The following is a 20,175-nucleotide window of genomic DNA, read 5'->3' on the forward strand; positions in this document are numbered from 1 at the left end:
CGTCAGTCCCGGCGCGTGACCGCGGACGACATCCCGTACAGCCGCAGTGCCAGCTGGATCTCCAGCGAGCGGGCCGGTGTCTGCCAGTCGTCGCCGAGGAGCCTGCCGATGCGCTCCAGCCGCTGGGCGACCGTGTTCACGTGGACGTGCAGATCGTCCTTCGTACGGGCCGGGCTCATCCCGCTGGCGAAATAGGCGTCGAGCGTGCCGACGAGATCCGTGCCCCTCCGCCGGTCGTAGGCGATGATCTCTCCGATCGTCCGCCGGACGAAGCCGTCGATGTCGCCCGGGTCGGCGAGCAGCAGCCCGAGGAAGCCCAGGTCCTGCGCGGCCGCGCCCTGACCGGAGCGACCGAGCAGGCGCAGCGCTTCCAGACAGCGCCTGGCCTGCTCGTAGGCGAGCGACACCGGCGCGGGGTCGCCGGCCGGGGAGTCCACGGGGGACGAGGCGCCGACGGTGACCGACTCGCGGAGTGTGCCGCCCAGTTGGCGCGCGGTCTGCCGGGCGAGACCCGCCGCGGTGTCCTCGGGGCCGAGCGGCAGCAGCAGGACGGTGCCGCCGTCCCGCGCCGCGGCGAGGCCGGAGCGGGTGGCGGCCAGATGTGAGGCGGCCGACCACAGCCGCTGGCGGTCCGCGCTCTCGCGTGCGGCCGACTCGGGTCCGGCGCCGGGTCCCGTGGCGGGACCGTCGATGCGGGCGGCGAGGACGACGTGGGGCGTGTCGAGGTCGGCGCGGAGCCGGGCGGCGCGTTCGCGCAGCAGTCTGGGATCGCGGTCCGGTGCGTCGAGGAGGTCGTCGAGCAGTTCGCCGCGGACGCGCTGTTCGGCGTCGTGGGCGGACCGGCGGGCCAGCAGCAGGAGGGAGGTGACCATGGCGGCACGCTCCAGGGTGCGCTGGTCGACCGGGTCGAGGCCCGGGTGGCCGTGCAGCACGAGGGCGCCGAACACCTCGCCGCCCGCGGAGACTTCGGCGACCCAGTCGTCGCCGTGACGGCTCGCGTGCCCGTCCGTGCCGGAGGGGCGCGGACCGCTCTCCCGGAACTCGACCGTGCCGTCGAGGACCTCGGACAGCGCGGCGGCCACGTCGTCGACGCCTCCGCCGCGCAGGACCAGCTCCGTGAGGCGGTCGTGCACCTCGGACGCCCGCTCGATGACACCGCTGTGGTCCTGGATGATCGCGTTGGCCCGCTCCAGCTCGGCGAGTGCGGAGCGCGTCTCGGCGAGGAGATTGGCGGTGTCGATGGCGACGGCGGCGTGTGCGGCGAAGGAGGCGAGCAGGGCGACCTGCTCCCGCTCGAAGACACGGGCGCGGCGGTCGGCGGCGAACAGCACACCGATCACCTGGCTGCCGAGCATCAGCGGTACGCCGAGGATGGCGACCAGCCCCTCGTCCCTGACGGCCGCGTCGATCGAGCCGGTGTGCTCGAATCGGGCGTCGTCGAAGTAGCTGTCGGTCACATAGGGGCGGGCGGTCTGTGCGACGAGACCTCCGAGGCCCTCCCCCATCCCGAGCCGGACCTGCTGGAAGCGGGCGGACACCGAGCCTTCGGTGACCCGCATGTATGTGTCGCCGGCGGTGGGGTCGTTCAGGCTGAGATAGGCGACCTCGGTGCCCAGCAGGGAGCGGGCCCGCTGCACGATCGCGCGGAGCACCGCGTCGAGGTCGCGCAGGCCCGACAGGTCGTGTGCCGTCTCGAAGAGTGCGGACAGTTCCGCCTCCCGCCGCCGGCGGCCCTCCAGCTCGGCACGCACGCGCAGCGCGAGTTGCTTGGCGTGCTCCATGGCGGCGAGCGTGGCGGCGTCGGCGCCGTGCGCGCGGGCGAGCAGCACGGGCCGGTCGTAGGCCTCGGCTGCTGCTCCGCGGGCAAGGAGCTCCAGGTAGGCGGCTTGATCCAGGGACATGGACACAGGATTACCCGGCCCCGGCGGGGTCGCGCCAGCCCTGTGGAAAACCTCGCGTCCGTCCATGGCGGATCCGTCCGACGTCAATGAGCGGTCCATCCCCCGTCGAGGGCGAGGGAGGTGCCGGTGATGAACGCGGCCTGCGGGGTGCACAGGTACAGCACGGCCTCGGCCACCTCGTCCGGTTCGACGAGTCGCTTGATCGCGGAATCCTTGAGGAGGACGTCGGTGAGGACGCGCTCCTCCGGCAGAGAGTGCGCGGCCGCCTGGTCGGCGATCTGCTTCTCGACCAGTGGTGTGCGCACATAGCCGGGATTGACACAGACGGAGGTCACGCCGTGGGGGGCCCCTTCGAGCGCCGCGGTCTTGGAGAGTCCTTCGAGGCCGTGTTTGGCGGCCACATAGGCGGACTTAAACGCGGAAGCACGCAGTCCGTGCACGGACGAGATGTTGACGATCCGGCCCCAGCCCTGGGCGTACATGTGCGGCAACGCCCCCCGGATCAGTCGGAACGGTGCCTCCAGCATCACGGTCAGGACGGTGTGGAAGACCTCGGGCGGGAACTCCTCGATGGGGCGCACGAGTTGCAGTCCGGCGTTGTTCACGAGGATGTCCGCGCCCGCGGCCGCGGCCTCGGCGGCGTCGAGGTCCGTGAGGTCCAGGACCTGCGGCTCGACGGCGCCGGTCAGCCCGTCCGCCTGTTCCTCCAGGGCCGCCAGCCCGTCGCCGTCCCGGTCGACGGCGCGGACCTTGGCGCCCGCGGCTGCCAGCCGCAGCGCGCACGCGCGGCCGATGCCGCCCGCGGCACCGGTGACCAGGGCGGTGCGTCCGCCGAGGTCGAGGGAGACGGAGTGATCTGCGGAACCGGAGGTGATGGGCGCGGTCATGCTCCGCACACTAAGCAGTGATCAACCACGCACCGATGTGGTCAGCACCCATACTTCACCCCTCGGGGGTGGGTTGGAACCATGCCGGCCCGTCGGTCAGCGCCTGCTTGATCCTGAACAGCGCGAACTCCTTGAGCTCCGGCAGCGCGTCGACGGGGAACCAGCCCACCTCGAGCGACTCGTCGTCGTTGACCCGTGCCCGACCGCCCACCGCACGGCAGCGGAAGGTGATGTCCATGTACTGGCAGCAGTCGCCGTTGGGATAGGTGACCGGCTTGGGCAGGGCCTGCACGAGGACGACCCGTTCCGCGACGCACCGCACGGCCGTCTCCTCGAACACCTCGCGTTCGGCCGTCCCGGCGGGCTCCTCCCCCGGCTCCGGGATCCCGCCGATGATCGACCACTTGCCGGTGTCCGCGCGCCTGCCCAACAGGACCCGCCCCAGGTCGTCGAAGACGACGGCGCTGACGCCCGGCAGGAACAGCAGCCGGTGGCCGGCGGTGGCCCGGATCTCGCGGATGAAGTCAGGGGTGCCCATGCCTGCGACCCTAACGGGACCGGCAGCGCCGGGCCGCCACCGCCCGGCCTCCGTTCAGGACCCGGCGCCCTGCCCGGCGGTGGCCCCGTCCGTGGTCGCGGCTCGCCTGCGCCGCTCCCGTGCCGCATCGACCGCGACCTTGCCGAGCGCGCCCGCGGCGAGCAGCAGCAGCGCCACCTCGGGCCAGACCCCGAGCCGGGTCGCGGGGGTCAGGGAGGAACGCAGCGGTACCTCGGCGACCAGGGCGTCCGGGGTGAACATCTTCGTCTGCCGGACGATCTCCCCGTCCGGCATGATCACGGCGCTGACCCCGCTGGTGACGGGAACGACGACGGAACGGCTGTGCTCCACGGCCCGGACGCGCGACATCGCCAGCTGCTGATAGGTCATCTCGCTGCGGCCGAAGGTCGCGTTGTTGCTGGGTACGGAGATCAGTTGCGCGCCGTGGGTGACCGTGTCGCGCGCCGCGTCGTCGAAGGCCGCCTCGAAGCAGGTGACCATGCCCACGTCGGTGCCCGCGAGGTCGAAGACACCGACCTTGTCTCCCGGGCCGAAGTCCCGCCGGACGCGGTCGACGTCGGAGTTGAAGATCCGTACGAACGAACGCATCGGGATGTACTCGCCGAACGGCTGGACATGGCGTTTGTCATAGGTGTCGACGGGGCCCCTGCGGGGGTCCCACTCGATCAGGGTGTTGCGGAGCTTGCCCGTGTCGGGGCTGACGACGGCACCGACCACCGTCGGGACGCCGATCGCCTTGACTGCGTCGTCGATGACCAGGCGGGCGTCCGTCTCGCTGTAGGGGTCGAGGTCGGACGAGTTCTCCGGCCACAGCACGAAGTCCGGCTGCGGCACCTTGCCCGCCGCGACGTCGTCCGCCAGTTGCTCGGTGCGGCGGGCGTGGTTGTCGAGCACGGCCCGGCGCTGGGCGTTGAAGTCGAGGCCGAGCCGGGGCACGTTGCCCTGGACTGCCGCCACGGTGGCGGTGCCGTCCTCCGCGGAGTCGTCGACGAGGGGCCGGGCGGCCAGCGCCGCCGCGAGCGGCACTAGCAGGGCGAGGAGGGCGACAACGGCCGCGCTGCGCGGCACGCCGCCTGTGCGCCGGTACGCGACCACCTGGCGCACCGTCTCGTACAGGCCGAATCCGCACAGGACGACGGCGAAGCCGAGGACGGGAGTGCCGCCGAGCGCGGCGAGCGGCAGGAAGAGACCGTCCGCCTGACCGAACGCGATCTTTCCCCAGGGAAAGCCGCCGAACGGCACCCGGGCACGGGCCGCCTCCCCCGCAATCCACACGGCGGCCGCCCACACCGGCCATGCGGGCAGCCGAGAGACGGCCGCGACACCGAGGCACGCGAAGGCGACGAACAGCGCCTCCACCGCGGCGAGCGCGATCCACGGGACCGGCCCGACCTCCTCGCCCGTCCAGATCAGCAGCGGAAGCAGAAAGCCGAGACCGGTCAGGTAGCCGAGGCCGAGGGCCGCCCGCAGTCGGCGCCCGCGCAGGGTCCAGCCGAGGAGGGCGAAGGCCGGCAGCGTCAGCCACCACAGCGGCCTCGGCGGAAAGCTGAGGAAGAGCAGTACCCCGGCCAGTGCGGCGGCACCGGGGCGAACGAGTCGCCCGGCGAAGGGGCGGCCCGCCGCGGGGACGGGCTGAGGGGTGTCGACGGTGGTGATGGTGGCGCTCACCTGCCGGAGTCTACGGCGGCGGCCTGTCCGCCCGGGAGTGCGGGCTTCCGCTGCCGCGGGCACTGCAGGGGCGCTCCTGCGCCGAGGCGTTCCGCGGCCGGCCGTCCCCTTCGCCCGCATGCCGTCCGACGAGTGTGCCCCGGGGCCCCTCGAACCGTTCGTGCGCAGGGCCGCCGGCCCTGTCAGACCTGGGGGACGGAGCTGGTGCGGATGCGGCCGAGGTGGTCCCTGATGACCCGGACGGCCATTTCCGCGTCGTCGACGGTCACGGTGAAGATCTTGCCCTCACCCAGCGTGATCACCAGTCCCTCGCCGCGCCTCACGACCACGGCCGTGCCACGCTCCGGCCGCCATCGGCAGCCCCAGCCGCCCCACTGGCGCGGGTTGACCTTCGGGTCGAAGTCCGCGCCGACCACCTCGGCCAGCAGAATGCGTTTGCGCGGCAGCCCCATGTGCCCGCAACGCACCTCGACGGCCTCCCGGTCGACGGTCACCTCGCAGTGGACGAACGCGAGCGTCCCGTAGAGCATCAGCAGCCCGGCTGCCACGCAGCCGATCACAGCCATGAGCACTGCGGCGATACCGGAGTCCCAGTTGGCGTCGACGGCGATCTTGATACCCAGCGCCAGACAGGCGGCACCCGCCGCGGCGAGCACCCACTGCATGCGGTTGGTCGCGCGGCCGGTCCAGATCTCGGGGAGGGGCTCTGCTGCGGGCCCCACGTCACGGGAATGGTGCCTCATGCAAGGAGGGTACCCACCATCCCCGGACCGAGCACGGTCCCGGAAGTGACGCAGCGTAGTTCTCGGGCCGTAAGCGGCAGCGCCCGCCAGGTGCTCGGGGGCCGGCGTCACCGGGAGGGGAAGCCGTCCGTCAGGCCACCGGGGTGACCCGCCCGGAGACGTCCGTCAGACCGCCGGAGTGACCCGCCCGGAGAAGCCGTCCGTGAGACCGCCGGGGTGACCGGCCCGGAGAAGCCGTCCGAGAGCGAGTGCCCCGCCCGGAGACGTCCGTCAGACCGCCGGAGTGACCGTCCCGGAAAAGCCGTCCGTCAGACCGCCGGAGTGACCGCCTGGAGGAGCCGTCCTTCGACGTACGCCAGGGCGGCGGCGGGCAGTGGGGACTCCCGGCCGCTGAGGAGCACCGTGACGCGGCCGCTCGGTTCCGCGTTCGGCGCGGGGACCGCGCCCCCGCGCCGAAGGGCCTGCGCGGCGACCGCGTCCGCCGAGCCGTGGAGGACAAGGGGGGCACGCTCGGCTCCGGGACCCGATGGCCGGACGGCGGCACGGATACGTTCGCCGACGAGCTCGTAGTGGGTGCAGCCGAGGACGACGGCCCGCACGTCCGGCGGAGTGAGTGCGGCGGCCGCGGCGATCGCGTGGTCGATGGCGTTCTCGTCGGCCTTCTCGACGGCGTCCGCAAGACCGGGACAGGGGACCTCGACGACGTCGACGGAGTGGGCGAACTCCTTGATCAGGCCACGCTGGTAGGGGCTGCCGGTGGTTGCCGGGGTTGCCCAGATGGCGACGGGGCCGCCGCCGGCCGCGGCTGGCTTGATCGCGGGAACGGTGCCGATGACGGGCAGTCCGGGCTCCAGCTCCGCGCGGAGTGCGGGCAGCGAGTGCACCGAGGCGGTGTTGCAGCCGACGATCAGGGCGTCGGGCCGGTGGGCCGCGGCCGCGCGTGCGACGGCGAGGGCACGCTCGGTGATGCCGTCGGGGGTGCGGGGGCCCCAGGGCATGCCGTCCGGGTCCGACGAGAGCACCAGATCGGCGTCCGGCCGCAGCCTGCGCACCGCGGCGGCCGCCGGGAGCAGGCCGATTCCGGAGTCCATGAGCGCGATCTTCACCCGGTCACCATAGTCGACCGCCGCGCCCGCACTGCCGGTGTGGGGCAGACTGCGGCGGATGAGCGCCGTTGCGTGGATCGCCGTGGGATCTCTGGCCGTCTGGTGCTGGCTGCTGTTCGGCCAGGGGTTGTTCTGGCGTACGGATCAACGGCTGCCGCGTCGGCAGGATCCGGATCGCTGGCCGGACGTCGCCGTCGTGGTGCCTGCGCGGGACGAGGCCGAGGTGCTGCCGCTGAGCCTGCCGTCGCTGCTCGCCCAGGAGTACCCGGGCAGGGCGGAAATCATCCTGGTCGACGACAACAGCGCGGACGGTACGGGCGCGCTGGCCCGGTCGCTCGCCGCCCGGCACGGCGGCCTGCCGCTGCGGGTGGTGGCGCCGGGCGAACCGGAGCCCGGCTGGACGGGGAAGCTGTGGGCCCTGCGGCACGGGATCGCCCTGGCCGAGGCGGACGGACCCGAGTTCCTGCTGCTCACGGACGCCGACATCGCCCACGAACAGGACAGCCTGCGCGAGCTGGTGGCCGCGGCCCACGGAAGCGCTCGGGGGGAGGTGCGCGAGGAGACGGCGGGTAGGGGGGACACCTTCGACCTCGTCTCACAGATGGCGCGGCTGCGGGTCGAGAGCGGCTGGGAGCGGTTGGTGGTGCCCGCGTTCGTCTACTTCTTCGCCCAGCTCTACCCCTTCCGCTGGATCAACAAGGAGGGCACGCGGACGACGGCGGCGGCGGGCGGCTGTGTGCTGCTGCGCACGGACGTCGCCCGCCGGGCGGGCGTCCCGGCCTCGATCCGGCAGGCGGTGATCGACGACGTCTCGCTGGCGCGCGCCGTGCGGGACGCGGGCGGCAGGGTCTGGCTGGGGCTCGCGGAACGGGTGCACAGCGTGCGGCCGTACCCGCGGCTCGCGGATCTGTGGCGGATGGTGTCGCGCAGTGCCTATGCGCAGCTGCGGCACAGTCCGCTGCTGCTCGCGGGCACGGTGCTCGGGCTGGTGCTGGTGTATCTCGTGCCGCCTGTCGCGCTCGTGGCGGGGCTGGTCGCCGGCGACACGGTGGCCTCCTGGGCGGGAGGACTCGCGTGGACGGTGATGGCGGGCACGTATCTGCCGATGCTGCGTCACTACCGGCAGCCGTCGCTGCTCGCCCTCACCCTGCCGTTCACCGCGTTCCTCTATCTGCTGATGACCGTCGATTCCGCGGTGCAGCACCACCGGGGGCGCGGCGCGGCCTGGAAGGGGCGTACGTACGCCCGTCCCGAGGCCGCGCCGGACCGCTGAGCCCGTCGGGCAGCGCTCACTTCCTGCCCGGCGTCCAGTTCATGCCCCAGCCGTAGACGTGGTCGATGGTGCGCTGGGGGCTGACGCCCCGGTCGGGGACGAGGAAGCGTGCCTCGCGCTGGACGACGAGGTCCGAGCCGGTGTTGGTGATCAGGGCGAGGGCGCAGACCGTGGACGGCACGGTGCATTCGCCCAGTGAGAAGTCGATGGCAGCACCGTTCTGCGGCTGGAGTGTCACCGTCGCGTCGAGATCGGCGAAGCTGCGGGCGCCCTCGTAGATGGTCACGAAGATCACGAGGCGGCGGAGGTCGTTCTTGTGGTCGAGGTTGATGGTGAGGTTCTCGCCGGGTGTCCCGCCGGTGCGGTCGTCCCCGTCGAGGTGGATGTACGGCGGCTGATGCAGGGCGCCGAAGGCGTTGCCCAGCGCCTGCACGACTCCCTTGCGGCCGTCGGTCAGTTCGTACAGCGCGCACAGGTCGAGGTCGAGATCGCCGTGCATGGCGATGGCGCGGCCGAGTTTGGCGCCCCAGCCCTGGAACTGCTTGCGCACCTGCCAGCTGAGGTTCACCCGCATCGCGCCCGAGGTGCCGCCCTGCTTGGTCAGCGAGACGGAAGGCGCCTCCTTCGTCAGCGTGATCTTGGACAGCCGGACCGGGGTGGCCGGAGCGGACGGCGCCGGCGGCGGGGCGGCCGGAGGCGCAGGGGTGTGCGTGGCGACGGGCGCCGGTGGGGTGGGCGGCGGGGCGGGGGCGGCCGGCGGTGCCTGGGGTTCGTCGACCGTGATGCCGAAGTCCATAGCGAGGCCCTCGAGCCCGGTGCCGTAACCCTGGCCGACCGCGCGGAACTTCCAGACGCCCTGGCGCCGGTAGAGCTCGCCCAGGACGAAGGCCGTCTCGACTGTGGCGTCCTGGCTTTCGTAACGTGCCAGTTCGGCACCGGTCGCTTCGTCGAGGACCCGGATGTGGAGTCCGGGGACCTGCCCGAAGGTGCCGCCGTCGGCCGAGGCGACCAGCACGACCCGGTCGATGGCGGTCTCGACGCGGTCGAGGTCGACCGCGACCGTGTCGGTGGCGGCTCCCTGGGCGGTCGACTTTCCCTCGTGGCGCACGGCCCCGGAGGCGTGCGCGGGCTGGTTGTAGAAGACGAAGTCCGCGTCGGAGCGGACCTTTCCGGATGCCAGGAGGAGCGCGGAGGCGTCGATGTCCGGAACGCCCGGTCCCGGCCGCCATCCCAACTCCACGCGTACGCGGCGCGACTGCACCGCTGTATTGGCTCCCTTAGGCATCGACATGATCGCCCCCATCGCGGTTCGGTGCGCCCGGAAGTTCATTCATCGTCAACCTATTCCGCATACGTCCCCTTCAGCTGTGCCGACCCATCGGTAACCCTCCCTCAGCTCGCGCTTTACACGATCACAAGACGCAAGGGCGACCGTTTTTACCGGATTCGCTCGAATTGGGGATCCGTCGTCACTCACAGCTGCCGAAACAACCCTCTTATCGGGCTCCCCAACCAGCACATCGTGGGCTTAACTTATGTGCCATGACCTCCCCCCGCGCCACCTACGGCGGCGGTTACTACTCCGCGCCGTTGTTCCCCGACACCCCGATCTACGACTCCCTGGTCGCGGAGCGGGGCACGCCTCAGATCGCGCCGATCCGAGTGCCTTCCGCGTACGACACCGGCAACAGCTATCTGCCGGCGCTCCCCGCGGCCATGCCCGCCCTCCCGGCGGCACCGTCCCCGGCCTACGGATACCCGCAGCAGATGCACCAGCCCGTGCCTCTGCAGCAGGCGCCCGCGCCGTACATCCCGCAGCAGGCGGCACCGCCCCGCGGCTACCCGGGTCCGCAGTACCAGGGCCAGCCGCAGCAGCCGCGGCCGGCCGCCAACGGCTACGAGGCCATGCGGCCGGCGGCGGCACGCCCCGTCCCGGCGCAGGCACCCTACGAGGACCCGTACAACCGCCCGTACCAGGGCCGGGGGTACTGACCCGCCGCCCGTAGCGGCCGGCAATGACTGGCACCATGGCGGTATGTCCGAACCGGTCGTGCGGTCCCTTCATGTGTATCCCGTCAAATCCCTGGCGGGGTGCGCTCCCGATGCGGCATGGGTGGAACCGTGGGGGCTTGCCGGCGACCGCCGGTGGGCACTGGTCGACGCGTCGGCCCGGGTGGTCACACAACGGCGCCATCCGCTGCTGGCGTTGGCACGCGCCGAGCCGTTGGGGGACGGCGCGGTGCGGCTCACCGCGCCCGGACGTGAACCGCTGACCGTGCCCGTCCCGGAGCGGGTGGACACACTGGTCACGGATGTCTTCGGGGACACCGTCGAGGCGATTGCGGCCGCCGCTGCGGCCCACGCCTGGTTCGGTGAGTACCTCGGCGCGGAGGTACGGCTGGTCCACCTCGACGACCCCGCCCGTCGGCGCCCGCTCGACCCCGCGTACGCGAGGGCGGGTGAAACGGTGCATTTCGGCGACTCGTCGCCCGTGCATGTCATCACGGTCGCCTCTCTCGACGCACTCAATTCGCTCGTTGCGCAGGGGGATCACGCGGACGAGGGCCCGCTGCCCATGACCCGGTTCCGCCCGAATCTCGTGGTCACCGGTACGGCGCCCTGGGCGGAGGACGGGTGGCGGCGCATCGCCATCGGCGACACGGTGCTGCGGGTGACCAAACCGTGCGGGCGCTGTGTCATCAGCACGACCGACCAGCACACCGCGAGCCGCGGCAAGGAGCCGCTGCGCACCCTTGCCCGGCATCGCCGTATCAAGGGGGTACTCGCCTTCGGCCAGTACCTGGTGCCCGAGCGCACCGGCCGGATCCGCGTCAGGGACGCGGTCACCGTTCTCGGGCAGAATTGCTGAGGAACGGGAATCGCGCGCGGAGGCCCGCTCGTTGGAACTGTCGCGAGGACGTCCTCGCGACGGACCAGGGTCTGTCCCGCAGCGATCTGCCGGGCCGGCCCGGTGAGGGCCGACGGGGGGTGACGTTGCTCTCTCTTCGCGTGACCCGCGCTTGTTCCGTGTCGTCCACGGCTATCACGGACACAGAAGGGGGTGGCGAACGGTGCGCGCAGCAGCGGGAGTCTGGCGCTGGCGGCACAACCCCCTGCGCCGTGCGACCGATCTGGCCGAGGCCTGGCTCGCGCTCGTCGCCGCGATGCTCGTCGTCACGGCCGCCCCCGCCGTCGGCTGGATCACCAGCACGCTGACGGACGAGTCGCTGCGCCAGAGCGTGCGGATCCAGCGGCAACAGCGGCACCCGACGACGGCCACGGTCGTGGATCCCGCGCCCGTGACCCGACCGGCAGCCTTCAACCCCGAGTCGGGCGCAGACGCCGAGACCCACCGCTCGGTCGTGGCGGTCTGGACCGCGCCCGACGGAAGCCGGCGCACCGGGACGCCGACCGTCTCGCTGCCGTCCCTGCAGGCGGGGGACACGTTCCGTATCTGGACGGACGACGCCGGCCGAATAGTGCCCCGCCCCATGGGACTTGCCGCCGCGCACGTCCATGCCACGCTGGCCGGTGTCGGCGCGGCGGTGGGTTCCGGCGTGGTCGTCGAATGCGCCAGACGGCTGGTCCTGTGGCGTCTGGTACGCCACAGACTTGCCGACCTGGACCGGGCGTGGGCCGCCGTGGGGCCCGACTGGGGACGCGCCGGCGCCGGAAGCTGACCTGCCACATCCCGTCAACTGCCGCCCGTCACGCGCGCTACGGTGGTGCGACCCCCTCGGGGGTGCGGAAGGCGTCCCCGTCAGCGGCGCGGCGGTGCACGGAACACGAGGTGGGGGCAGAGCAGCACGATGGCACAGGGCACGGTCCAGGTGACGCACACCGGCACATCGCGGTGGCGGCGCCGCACGGGCGAGTACGCCTCTCTCGCCGCCGCCCTGGAGGCCGCCGGTGACGGCGACGTTCTCACCGTGGCCCCGGGGACGTACCGCGAGAATCTCGTGATCCAGCGGGCAGTGACGCTGCGCGGTCCCGAGGGCGCGGTCGGGTCCGTGCGCATCGCGCCCGTCGACGGTGTGGCGGTGACCGTGCGCGCCTCCGCCACCGTGCAGGACCTCCATGTCGAGGGCCAGGACTCCGCGGCGCCCGCGCTGCTCGTCGAGGACGGCACGCCCGAGCTGACGGATCTGCGGATCGTGACGCGTTCCGCGGCCGGGCTCGAGGTGCGCGGCGCTGCCCGGCCGACGGTGCGCCGCTGCACCGTCGACAATCCGGGGGGCGTCGGTATCGCCGTACTGGACGGCGCCGGCGGGGTGTTCGAGGAGTGCGAGGTCGTCGCCGCGGGCCAGTCGGGTGTGTCGGTGCGCGACGGGGCGCATCCGCGACTGGAGCGCTGCCGGGTGCACCACACCTCCGGCGCGGGGATCGCGGTCACCGGTGAGGGCAGCGGGCTGGAGGCCATCGGCTGCGAGATCTACGAGATCAAGGGCACCGGGGTGCAGATCGCCTCGCGGGCCGCGGCGCATCTGACGGACTCCTCCGTGCACCGGACCTCGTCGGACGGGATCACGCTCGACACGGACGCCGTGCTCACGCTCTCCGACTGCGACATCCACGACATCCCGGAGAACGCGATCGACCTGCGTTCGCGTTCCGTGCTCACCCTCACCCGTTCCACGGTGCGCCGCTTCGGCCGCAACGGGCTGTCCGTCTGGGACCCGGGCACCCGGGTGGACGCCAACCAGTGCGAGATCCACGACAGTACGGGCGACTACCCGGCAGTCTGGGTGAGCGACGGCGCGACGGCGGTGCTGGACTCCTGCCGCGTGCACGACGTGCCCGACGCCCTGTTCGTCCTGGACCGCGGTTCACGCGCCGACGTCGTGGACAGCGACCTGTCCCAAGTGCGCAACACGGCGGTGTCGGTGAGCGACGGGGCCACCGCGCAGCTCGACGACTGCCGTATTCGCGAGGTGTCCACCGGTGCCTGGTTCCGTGACCACGGCAGCGGTGGCACGCTCAACGGCTGCACGATAGACGCGGCGCAGACCGGTGTCATCGTGACCAAGGGCGCAGACCCGCTGATCGAACGCTGCACGGTCACCTCGCCCGCCGAGGCCGGGTTCTATGTGTCCGCCGAAGGCCGGGGCACGTTCCGCGGCTGCCGGGTGACCGGCAGCGGGGGGTACGGCTTCCACGTGATGGACGGCTGCCGCACCCTTCTGAGCCGCTGCCGCACCGAGCGGTGCACCCGCGGGGGTTACGAGTGCGGCGAGGACGACGGCCCGGTGGTCGAGGACTGCACGAGTGACGAGAGCGGCACGGTCCGGCCGGGTGCGGAGCGGGCGACCGCCGTGCTGACCGCGCCCCGGTCGCCCGGTCTGCTGTCCACCGTCCCCGCCCCGACTTCCGCTCCCCCGGCAGCGGCCGCCGACCCCTCTGCTTCGGCGGCCGACGAAGCGGTGCGCAGCTCCGGTGCCGTCCTCGGTGAACTGGACGCGCTGGTGGGCCTGGACAGCGTCAAGCGCGAGGTGCGCACTCTGACCAACATGATCGAGGTCGGCCGGCGCCGTCAGGAGGCAGGGCTGAAGGCCGCGTCCGTACGCCGTCATCTCGTCTTCACCGGCTCCCCCGGCACCGGCAAGACGACGGTCGCCCGGCTCTACGGCGAGATCCTGGCCTCCCTCGGGGTGCTGGAGCGGGGCCATCTCGTCGAGGTGTCCCGGGTGGACCTGGTGGGCGAGCACATCGGCTCCACCGCGATCCGCACCCAGGAGGCCTTCGTCCGGGCGCACGGCGGGGTGCTCTTCATCGACGAGGCGTACGCCCTGTCCCCCGAGGACTCCGGCCGGGATTTCGGCAAGGAGGCCATCGACACCCTGGTGAAACTGATGGAGGACCACCGGGATTCGGTCGTGGTGATCGTGGCCGGCTACACCGCCGAGATGGAGCGGTTCCTCACGGTCAACCCCGGTGTGGCGTCCCGTTTCTCACGGACCATCACCTTCCACGACTACGCGCCGGAGGAACTGCTGCGGATCGTGGAGCAGCAGGCCGAGGAGCACGAGTACCGGCTGGGCGAGGGGACGGCCGAGGCGCTGCTGAAGTACTTCACGGTGCTGCCCAAGGGCCCTGCGTTCGGCAACGGCCGTACCGCGCGCCAGACGTTCGAGTCGATGGTGGAACGGCACGCGGTACGGGTCGCCGAACTCGCCGAGGTGAGCACCGACGATCTGACGCTCCTCTACTCCGAGGATCTGCCCGAACTGCCCTGAGGGTCGGCATGCGTCTCGGCGTCGGCGTGCGCCTGTGTGTCCGCGTGCGACTGATGCGGCACGAGCGGCGTGAGCCGGTCGAGCAGATGGGCCCGCTCCTTCGCGAACACCGGATCGGCCTGGTACTCCGAGTGTCCGAGGATGGGCTCCGGTAGTGGATAGCGGTCGGAACGGCCGTGGACGAGAGGGTCCTTGAGCGCGTCGCGGTCGACGTCGGGGTGGCCGTTCGCCGCGGGGATCAGCACGGGCCCGCCGATGGGGTCGGTGGCCCGCCACAGATTGCGCCAGCAGTCGATCTGGCTGTTGAGCTCGGCAAGGGCGGTGGGCCCGAAGTAGGCGGGGAACCAGCGGCCGTAGAGCCGTTCCAGCGGTGATCCGTAGGTCAGCAGGGCAACACGGCGGCGTGTCACCGAGGGCAACTGCCACACGGCCGCCGCCGCGAGCACACTGCCCTGGGAGTGGCCGGAGATGACGAGGCGTCCACCGCTGCGGGCCGTCCATGTGCACATGCGCCAGGTCAGGTCGGGCACGGCACGCTCGGCGTAGCAGGGCGGTGCGAAGGGATGGGCGGCGCGCGGCCAGAACGTGCCGACGTCCCACAGGATGCCGATGGTGCGGCGGGCGGACCTGTCGCGGTAGGCGCGCCGCCCCATGGTGACGAACAGTATGAAGCCGAAGCCGACGAGCCAGGAGCCGAGTGCCTGGGCGGTCTCGGCCACGGTGTCGGTCGGGCCGCCGTCGCCGAAGGCACGGCCGGGTACCTCGCCGCTCAGCCAGGCGCCGGCGACGGCGACGATGCCGAGCAGGAGCGTGGAACCGGCCAGGATGCCGACCAAGAGCGGTGCGTCGTCGGTGAGTTGAGACCGCGCACGGGTACCGGCGATCCGCCGGGTACGGGAGGGCTCCGGGCGGCGCTCTCGGTAGTCGGCCTCGACGGCGGGGGCGAGACGGCGTCCGCGGAGCCAGGTCCGTAATCCGAGGGCGAGCGCTGGGAGCAGCAGGGCGGTCAGCAGCACGGGGATGACGGAGGCCTGCCAGCTCAGGAGGACGGGCGGACCGGGGATGGTGCCGCGATCGTCCATGCCCGGTGTGCCCGAGCCGTCGAGCCAGTCCGCGACGCGCTGCGCGACCCCGCCGGTCATCACGCCGCCGAGGGCGCAGGCGAGCATGGCGACGGCGGGGCCGCCGAGTCCGTGGAGCACGGCGCGCGGGTGGTCCGCGCGGCGGTGCAGCCGCAGGGCGACGACGGCGAGGGCGACGACGAGGGTTCCCTGGGCGAGGACGATGACGCGGAAGGTGACGTCGCCGGGCAGCGTGGCGGTGGAGACCCAGCCGGGCCGCGACCAGGAGGCGTAGAGCACGGCGAGGAGCAGCAGCGCGAGCGCGGTTCCGGGCAGGAAGCGTACGGCCGCCCGGTCGAGCCGTGCGTCCATGCGCTTCTCGCTGCGGCCCCTGCGGAACACGACCCACAGCACGGCGGCACCGGCGGTCGCGAGCGCGCCCTCCAGCAGTACGCCGCAGATCTCCAGCAGCGTGTTGTCGGCCGAGCGGTCGTGGCGGGCGGCGGCCCCGCCGACGGCAGCCGCAACGGTGAGGAATCCGGCCGCGGTGTGCGCGGCGCGCAGCCGGGCGACGAGCCGGCGGCCGTACCAGAAGCCGGGCCTGCCGAGCGCGGGCCGTACGAGGGGCACCCGTGCCCTCTCGCCGTCCGTCCGCTCCTCCCCTGCTGCCTCGTCCTCGTCGGTGTCGGCGTCCTCGTCCCGGGCGTCCTCGTCGGCGGGAAGCCCGTCCTCGCCGGTGGGCGGACGCTGCGACTCGTACGCGCTCCAGGTCCGGTTGGACAGGTACCAGAGCAGGGCGACGAGTGCGGTCGGCACCACGGCGGCGAGTGCGAGACGCCGGCCGGGCTGCGACCACCAGCCGCCGCGCTCCGCGGAGAGGAAGCCGAGCCAGGACCGGTCGCCGGCGCACTGTCCGGAACCGGCGCACTGCCAGGCCAGCAGGTCGAGCGCGACCTCGCTGGCGGCGGCCGTCAACAGCACCGTGAGGCTGAGCGCGACGAGGCGTACCAGCACTCCGTACAGGCGGGTGGTGCGCCGGCTGCCTCTGGCCCTGGGCCGCATCCAGTGGGCGAGGTTGGCCACCATGAAGGGAAGCAGCAGCAGCCACAGGGCGCGGGCGCCGTTGCCGGATGTGAGGTTGGACCAGCAGTAGGCCTCGGGGACGGGCCGGTCGAGGTACTGCTCGGGGTGGGCCTCGGCCTCGGCGTCGTCGGTGCGCCGGTACACGGCCGCCTTCTCGTCGCCGGTGATCCGGACCGTGCGGGGGTCGCCGAGCATATCCTGCGGGGTGGCTCCGCCGACGCCGTGGACCAGCAGTTCCAGCGCGGGCCCTTCGCCGTACGGTGCCGGGGTGGCAGGGGACACTGAGGTGCCTCGCTCTCTGGTCGGGGGTGCGGACGGCGGGGGCGGATCGGTGCGCGGCCGGGCAGCGGTTCGTGACCAGAATCCCGGATCGTGGCGGTTCGCCGCACGGCCCTTACGGAATCTCCCCGAGCCCGCTGCGGGAAGCGCGTGCGAGGATGAGAAACCTTGGCCAACAGGCGCTGTACGACGAGGTGCGGCGACGACACGGAAGGACCGGCCCCGGCGGTGAGCGACAACCAGAACCTGCTCGCGGAGCAGCGGCGTGCCCTGATCCTCGACGAGGTCCGCAGGCGCGGCGGCGTGCGGGTCAACGAGCTCACGCGCAAGCTCAACGTCTCGGACATGACGGTGCGCAGGGACCTGGACGCGCTGGCCCGCCAGGGTGTGGTCGAGAAGGTGCACGGCGGTGCCGTTCCGGTCGTCGAGGCGAGCACGCACGAGCCGGGGTTCGAGGCCAAGTCGGCGCTGGAGCTGAGCGCCAAGGAGGACATCGCGCGGGCGGCCGCGCGGCTGGCGGTGCCCGGCAGCGCGATCGCGCTGTCCGGCGGCACGACCACGTATGCGCTGGCTCACCATCTGCTGGACGTTGCGGATCTGACGGTGGTCACGAACTCGGTGCGGGTGGCGGACGTGTTCCACGCGGCGCAGCGCACGGGAGCGGCGGGCGGCACGCGGCCGGGGGCGGCGACGGTGGTCCTCACGGGTGGCGTGCGCACTCCCTCGGACTCGCTGGTGGGGCCGGTGGCGGACCAGGCGATCCGTTCGCTCCACTTCGACGTGCTGTTCCTCGGGGTGCACGGCATCTCGGTGGAGGCGGGGCTGTCCACGCCCAATCTGGCGGAGGCGGAGACGAATCGCCGGTTCGTGGGCGCGGCACGACGGGTGGTGGTGGTCGCCGACCACACCAAGTGGGGCACGGTGGGCCTGAGTTCGTTCGCCGAACTGTCGGACGTGGACACGCTGGTGACGGATGCCGGTCTGTCGGCGGCGGCGCGCGAGGAAATGGCCGAGTTCCTGCCCGGCCTGGTCGTCGCGGGCGAGGACGAGGCTGCCGACGGGCAGGGCGGCTGAGCGGGTGGCCGTGTTCCGGATCGGCCGGCGGACCGCGCTGCCGGCCGGCCAATGCTGGCTGCGGGTGACGGACTGGCCCGCGCATGCGGCGCAGGTCCCGCTGACGTCGGTCTCGGTGGCCGGTCCGGCCCCGACACGCACGGGCACGGTGTTCATCGCACGCAGCGGGCTGGGACGCTTCGGCTTCGACGACCCGATGGAGGTCGTCCGGTGGGAGCCGCCTGCGCACGGACGCCCGGGCCGGTGCCGGCTGGAGAAGCGGGGCCGGGTGATCACGGGCTGGGCCGAGATCGGCGTGCATCCGGCGGCGGGCGGTTCGGTGGTGCTGTGGGTGGAGGAGCTGCGGATCCGGCCGCTGCCCGGCGTGCTCGATCCGCTGGTCGCCCAGGTGGCGCGGGTGGTGTTCGGCCGTGCGCTGGACGGGCTGCTCGCACGCGGGGCGTAGGGTCCGGTGGCCGCAGGCGGACCAGGCGCTCACGGCCCCTGCTCCCCGCGGACCGTGGAGGACGCGCAGGGAGGGGACATCCCACGGCGCCGCCGCTAGGGTGTGCGGTCCCCACCCGCCCTTCGCCGCCACTGGAGGTACGGACCATGGCACGTCAACTGCGCCCGGTCGAGCTGGAATTCGTGGAGAATGCCCCGATACGTCTGGTGTTCTCGACCCCGGTGACGGCCACCCCGGCCGCCGTGTACGCCGCGCTCGCCGAGGACGTGGCGGGGCTGCCCGACTGGTTCACCGCCGTGACCGCCGCCCGGTCGACGGAGGGCGGCGCGGGCCGCGAGGTCCGGCTCAAGGGCGGCACGGTGTTCACCGAACGCATCCTGGCCAGGGAACCGGACAGCCGTTACGCGTACCGCATCGAGCAGACCAACGCCCCTGGCCTGCGTGCTCTGGTGGAGGAGTGGCGGATCACGCCGACGGCGACCGGTTCGCGGGTGCAGTGGACGTTCGCCGCCGACGGCCCCGCGCCGCTGCGGCTCGCGCTCCGTCTGGGCAGGGCGGGCCTCGGTCGTGCTTTCAAGGACGCCGTGCGCAATCTCGACCGCCGGCTCGCCGGATCGGGCACCCCGTGAAACCCCGCATACGGCACCCGGCCGGCGCCCTCGTCAGGTAGGGCGCCGGCGGGCGGTTCGGGGGCGGTCGCCGGTCAGGTGCCGGCGCCGGGTGAGAGCGGGGCAGCGGCGGTGATACGGGCGATGGCCTCGACGGTCAGCTCGCGGTCGTGCGGTTCGGTGTCGAGGGCGCGGTGGATGGCCAGTCCTTCGATGAGGGCGTCGAGCTGACGGGCGGTCGCGGGGTCGAAGTGGCGCTCCAGGGCGACACGGCTCCGGCGCATCCATGCGCGTGTCAGCTCGCGGAAGGCGGGCCGGCGTGCGGCCAGCGTGTACAGCTCGTGCGTGAGCACCAGTTCCCGCCGGCCGCCGCCCGACAGGCGGTGCACGAGCCCGGCGACCGCTTCCCGCGCCTCGTCGGGGCCGGCCGCGGGGGCGAGGCTCTCCTCGAACTGGGCGACGACGGTGTCGGAGAAGCGGGTGAACGCCTCGCGCAGCAGCTCGTCCATGCTGTTGAAGTGATAGGTCATGGAGCCGAGCGGGACGCCGGCGCGGGCGGCGACCTTGCGGTGCGAGGTGCCCGCGACGCCCTCCTCGGCGATCAGGTCCAGTGCGGCGGCGATGATGCGCTCCCGCCGCTCGGGGTCGATGCGTCCGGTCGCCACGACGGCCGCCTACAGGGACCGGACGACGCGGGCGGGGTTGCCGACGGCGACGACATCGGCCGGGATGTCGCGGGTGACCACGGCTCCCGCGCCGATGACGCTGTTGTCACCGATGGTGACCCCGGGCAGCACGATCGCACCCCCGCCGAGCCAGACGTTGTCGCCGATGGTGATCGGCAGCGCGGCCTCCAGCTTGTCCCGGCGCGGCTGAGGTTCCAGCGGGTGCGTGGGGGTCAGCAGCTGGACGTTGGGGCCGATCTGGCAGTCCCTGCCGATGGTGATCGGGGCGACGTCCAGAGCGGTGAGGTTGAAATTGACGAAGGTCCCTTCGCCGACGCTGATGTACGTGCCGAAGTCGACGAACAGCGGTGGCCGGATGTGGGCGCCGGAGCCGAGTTCGCCGATCAGTTCGGCGATCAGCGGCTGCGCGGCGTCGGCGTCCTGGGCGTAGGCGGCCTGGTAGTCGGCGGCCAGACGCACGGCGCGCTGCTGTGCGCGGGCGATCTCGGGATCGTCGGCGACATAGAGGTCACCGGCGAGCATGCGCTCACGGTTCGTACGGGTGTCACCGGCGAAATGGTCGGTCATGC

General features: G+C 72.6%; 18 protein-coding genes. 8 read left to right on the forward strand and 10 right to left on the reverse strand.

All coding sequences use genetic code 11. The features are described from left to right. Positions 1-2: 2 nt before the first annotated feature. The 6 genes from AC067Z_RS14755 to AC067Z_RS14780 form a co-directional block, all read right to left on the reverse strand. The gene (locus AC067Z_RS14755; RefSeq protein ID WP_478789867.1) at positions 3-1,901 is read right to left on the reverse strand and encodes a helix-turn-helix domain-containing protein; all 1,899 of its coding nucleotides are present in this window, start codon (positions 1,899-1,901) and stop codon (positions 3-5) included. Positions 1,902-1,984: 83 nt separating this feature from the next. Beyond that, the gene (locus AC067Z_RS14760; protein ID WP_478789868.1) at positions 1,985-2,788 is read right to left on the reverse strand and encodes a 3-hydroxybutyrate dehydrogenase; all 804 of its coding nucleotides are present in this window, start codon (positions 2,786-2,788) and stop codon (positions 1,985-1,987) included. Positions 2,789-2,843: 55 nt separating this feature from the next. Then, positions 2,844-3,326, reverse strand: coding sequence for an NUDIX hydrolase (locus AC067Z_RS14765; RefSeq protein WP_478789869.1), 483 nt, complete (start codon positions 3,324-3,326; stop codon positions 2,844-2,846). Between the two features lie 54 nt (positions 3,327-3,380). Then, positions 3,381-5,015, reverse strand: coding sequence for an apolipoprotein N-acyltransferase (gene lnt / locus AC067Z_RS14770; RefSeq protein WP_478789870.1), 1,635 nt, complete (start codon positions 5,013-5,015; stop codon positions 3,381-3,383). 182 nt (positions 5,016-5,197) lie between these two features. Beyond that, positions 5,198-5,758 (reverse strand): hypothetical protein, encoded by a 561-nt coding sequence (locus tag AC067Z_RS14775; protein ID WP_478789871.1) that lies wholly within the window; start codon positions 5,756-5,758, stop codon positions 5,198-5,200. 308 nt (positions 5,759-6,066) lie between these two features. Further along, positions 6,067-6,864, reverse strand: a complete 798-nt coding sequence (locus tag AC067Z_RS14780) for a glutamate racemase (RefSeq protein ID WP_478789872.1) — start codon at positions 6,862-6,864, stop codon at positions 6,067-6,069. A gap of 58 nt (positions 6,865-6,922) precedes the next feature. Here AC067Z_RS14780 and AC067Z_RS14785 point away from each other — a divergent pair, with 58 nt between their 5' ends. Then, the gene (locus tag AC067Z_RS14785) at positions 6,923-8,137 is read left to right on the forward strand and encodes a glycosyltransferase (protein ID WP_478789873.1); all 1,215 of its coding nucleotides are present in this window, start codon (positions 6,923-6,925) and stop codon (positions 8,135-8,137) included. 16 nt (positions 8,138-8,153) lie between these two features. Here AC067Z_RS14785 and AC067Z_RS14790 read toward each other — a convergent pair whose 3' ends face one another. Further along, positions 8,154-9,428 (reverse strand): TerD family protein, encoded by a 1,275-nt coding sequence (locus AC067Z_RS14790; protein ID WP_478789874.1) that lies wholly within the window; start codon positions 9,426-9,428, stop codon positions 8,154-8,156. A 251-nt stretch (positions 9,429-9,679) separates the two neighbouring features. Here AC067Z_RS14790 and AC067Z_RS14795 point away from each other — a divergent pair, with 251 nt between their 5' ends. From AC067Z_RS14795 to AC067Z_RS14810, 4 genes are all read left to right on the forward strand, one after another. After that, positions 9,680-10,129 carry a DUF6643 family protein gene (locus AC067Z_RS14795; RefSeq protein WP_478789875.1) on the forward strand — a complete coding sequence of 150 codons (450 nt, stop codon included), beginning with the start codon at positions 9,680-9,682 and terminating at the stop codon, positions 10,127-10,129. Between the two features lie 43 nt (positions 10,130-10,172). Next, entirely contained in the window at positions 10,173-11,006 is an 834-nt protein-coding gene (locus AC067Z_RS14800) for an MOSC domain-containing protein (protein ID WP_478789876.1), read from the forward strand. A gap of 202 nt (positions 11,007-11,208) precedes the next feature. Then, positions 11,209-11,817: an Rv1733c family protein gene (locus AC067Z_RS14805; protein WP_478789877.1), complete on the forward strand. Its 609-nt coding sequence runs from the start codon at positions 11,209-11,211 to the stop codon at positions 11,815-11,817. A 129-nt stretch (positions 11,818-11,946) separates the two neighbouring features. Further along, a complete protein-coding gene (locus AC067Z_RS14810; protein WP_478789878.1) occupies positions 11,947-14,370 on the forward strand; it encodes a right-handed parallel beta-helix repeat-containing protein in 2,424 nt (807 codons plus the stop codon). On the opposite strand, the gene AC067Z_RS14815 is transcribed toward AC067Z_RS14810, so the two are convergent. Further along, positions 14,340-16,796: a hypothetical protein gene (locus AC067Z_RS14815; RefSeq protein WP_478789879.1), complete on the reverse strand. Its 2,457-nt coding sequence runs from the start codon at positions 16,794-16,796 to the stop codon at positions 14,340-14,342. The two genes, AC067Z_RS14810 and AC067Z_RS14815, sit on opposite strands and share 31 nt — an antisense overlap. A 225-nt stretch (positions 16,797-17,021) precedes the next feature. On the opposite strand from AC067Z_RS14815, the gene AC067Z_RS14820 reads away from it, so the two are divergent. The 3 genes from AC067Z_RS14820 to AC067Z_RS14830 all read left to right on the forward strand — a co-directional run bounded on the left by AC067Z_RS14820 (position 17,022) and on the right by AC067Z_RS14830 (position 18,941). Next, positions 17,022-17,867 carry a DeoR/GlpR family DNA-binding transcription regulator gene (locus AC067Z_RS14820; RefSeq protein WP_478789880.1) on the forward strand — a complete coding sequence of 282 codons (846 nt, stop codon included), beginning with the start codon at positions 17,022-17,024 and terminating at the stop codon, positions 17,865-17,867. A 4-nt stretch (positions 17,868-17,871) separates the two neighbouring features. After that, positions 17,872-18,312 carry an SRPBCC family protein gene (locus tag AC067Z_RS14825; protein ID WP_478789881.1) on the forward strand — a complete coding sequence of 147 codons (441 nt, stop codon included), beginning with the start codon at positions 17,872-17,874 and terminating at the stop codon, positions 18,310-18,312. 146 nt (positions 18,313-18,458) lie between these two features. Further along, positions 18,459-18,941, forward strand: coding sequence for an SRPBCC family protein (locus AC067Z_RS14830; protein ID WP_478789882.1), 483 nt, complete (start codon positions 18,459-18,461; stop codon positions 18,939-18,941). 74 nt (positions 18,942-19,015) lie between these two features. Here the strand turns inward: AC067Z_RS14830 and AC067Z_RS14835 are convergent, their stop codons facing one another. Further along, a complete protein-coding gene (locus AC067Z_RS14835; protein WP_478789883.1) occupies positions 19,016-19,585 on the reverse strand; it encodes a TetR/AcrR family transcriptional regulator in 570 nt (189 codons plus the stop codon). A gap of 9 nt (positions 19,586-19,594) precedes the next feature. Beyond that, on the reverse strand, positions 19,595-20,173 hold the full coding sequence (locus AC067Z_RS14840) for a sugar O-acetyltransferase (protein WP_478789884.1): 579 nt from the start codon (positions 20,171-20,173) through the stop codon (positions 19,595-19,597). Positions 20,174-20,175 lie beyond the last annotated feature (2 nt).

This window comes from Streptomyces sp. NPDC043812 (genome assembly GCF_056436245.1).

Coding starts and splice junctions, on each gene's coding strand:
- AC067Z_RS14830 (WP_478789882.1), top strand. CDS start 18,459: ATGGCACGTCAACTGCGCCCGGTCGAGCTGGAATTCGTGGAGAATGCC.
- AC067Z_RS14810 (WP_478789878.1), top strand. CDS start 11,947: ATGGCACAGGGCACGGTCCAGGTGACGCACACCGGCACATCGCGGTGG.
- AC067Z_RS14785 (WP_478789873.1), top strand. CDS start 6,923: ATGAGCGCCGTTGCGTGGATCGCCGTGGGATCTCTGGCCGTCTGGTGC.
- AC067Z_RS14795 (WP_478789875.1), top strand. CDS start 9,680: ATGACCTCCCCCCGCGCCACCTACGGCGGCGGTTACTACTCCGCGCCG.
- AC067Z_RS14755 (WP_478789867.1), bottom strand. CDS start 1,901: ATGTCCCTGGATCAAGCCGCCTACCTGGAGCTCCTTGCCCGCGGAGCA.
- AC067Z_RS14765 (WP_478789869.1), bottom strand. CDS start 3,326: ATGGGCACCCCTGACTTCATCCGCGAGATCCGGGCCACCGCCGGCCAC.
- AC067Z_RS14800 (WP_478789876.1), top strand. CDS start 10,173: ATGTCCGAACCGGTCGTGCGGTCCCTTCATGTGTATCCCGTCAAATCC.
- AC067Z_RS14775 (WP_478789871.1), bottom strand. CDS start 5,758: ATGAGGCACCATTCCCGTGACGTGGGGCCCGCAGCAGAGCCCCTCCCC.
- AC067Z_RS14840 (WP_478789884.1), bottom strand. CDS start 20,173: ATGACCGACCATTTCGCCGGTGACACCCGTACGAACCGTGAGCGCATG.
- AC067Z_RS14790 (WP_478789874.1), bottom strand. CDS start 9,428: ATGTCGATGCCTAAGGGAGCCAATACAGCGGTGCAGTCGCGCCGCGTA.
- AC067Z_RS14760 (WP_478789868.1), bottom strand. CDS start 2,788: ATGACCGCGCCCATCACCTCCGGTTCCGCAGATCACTCCGTCTCCCTC.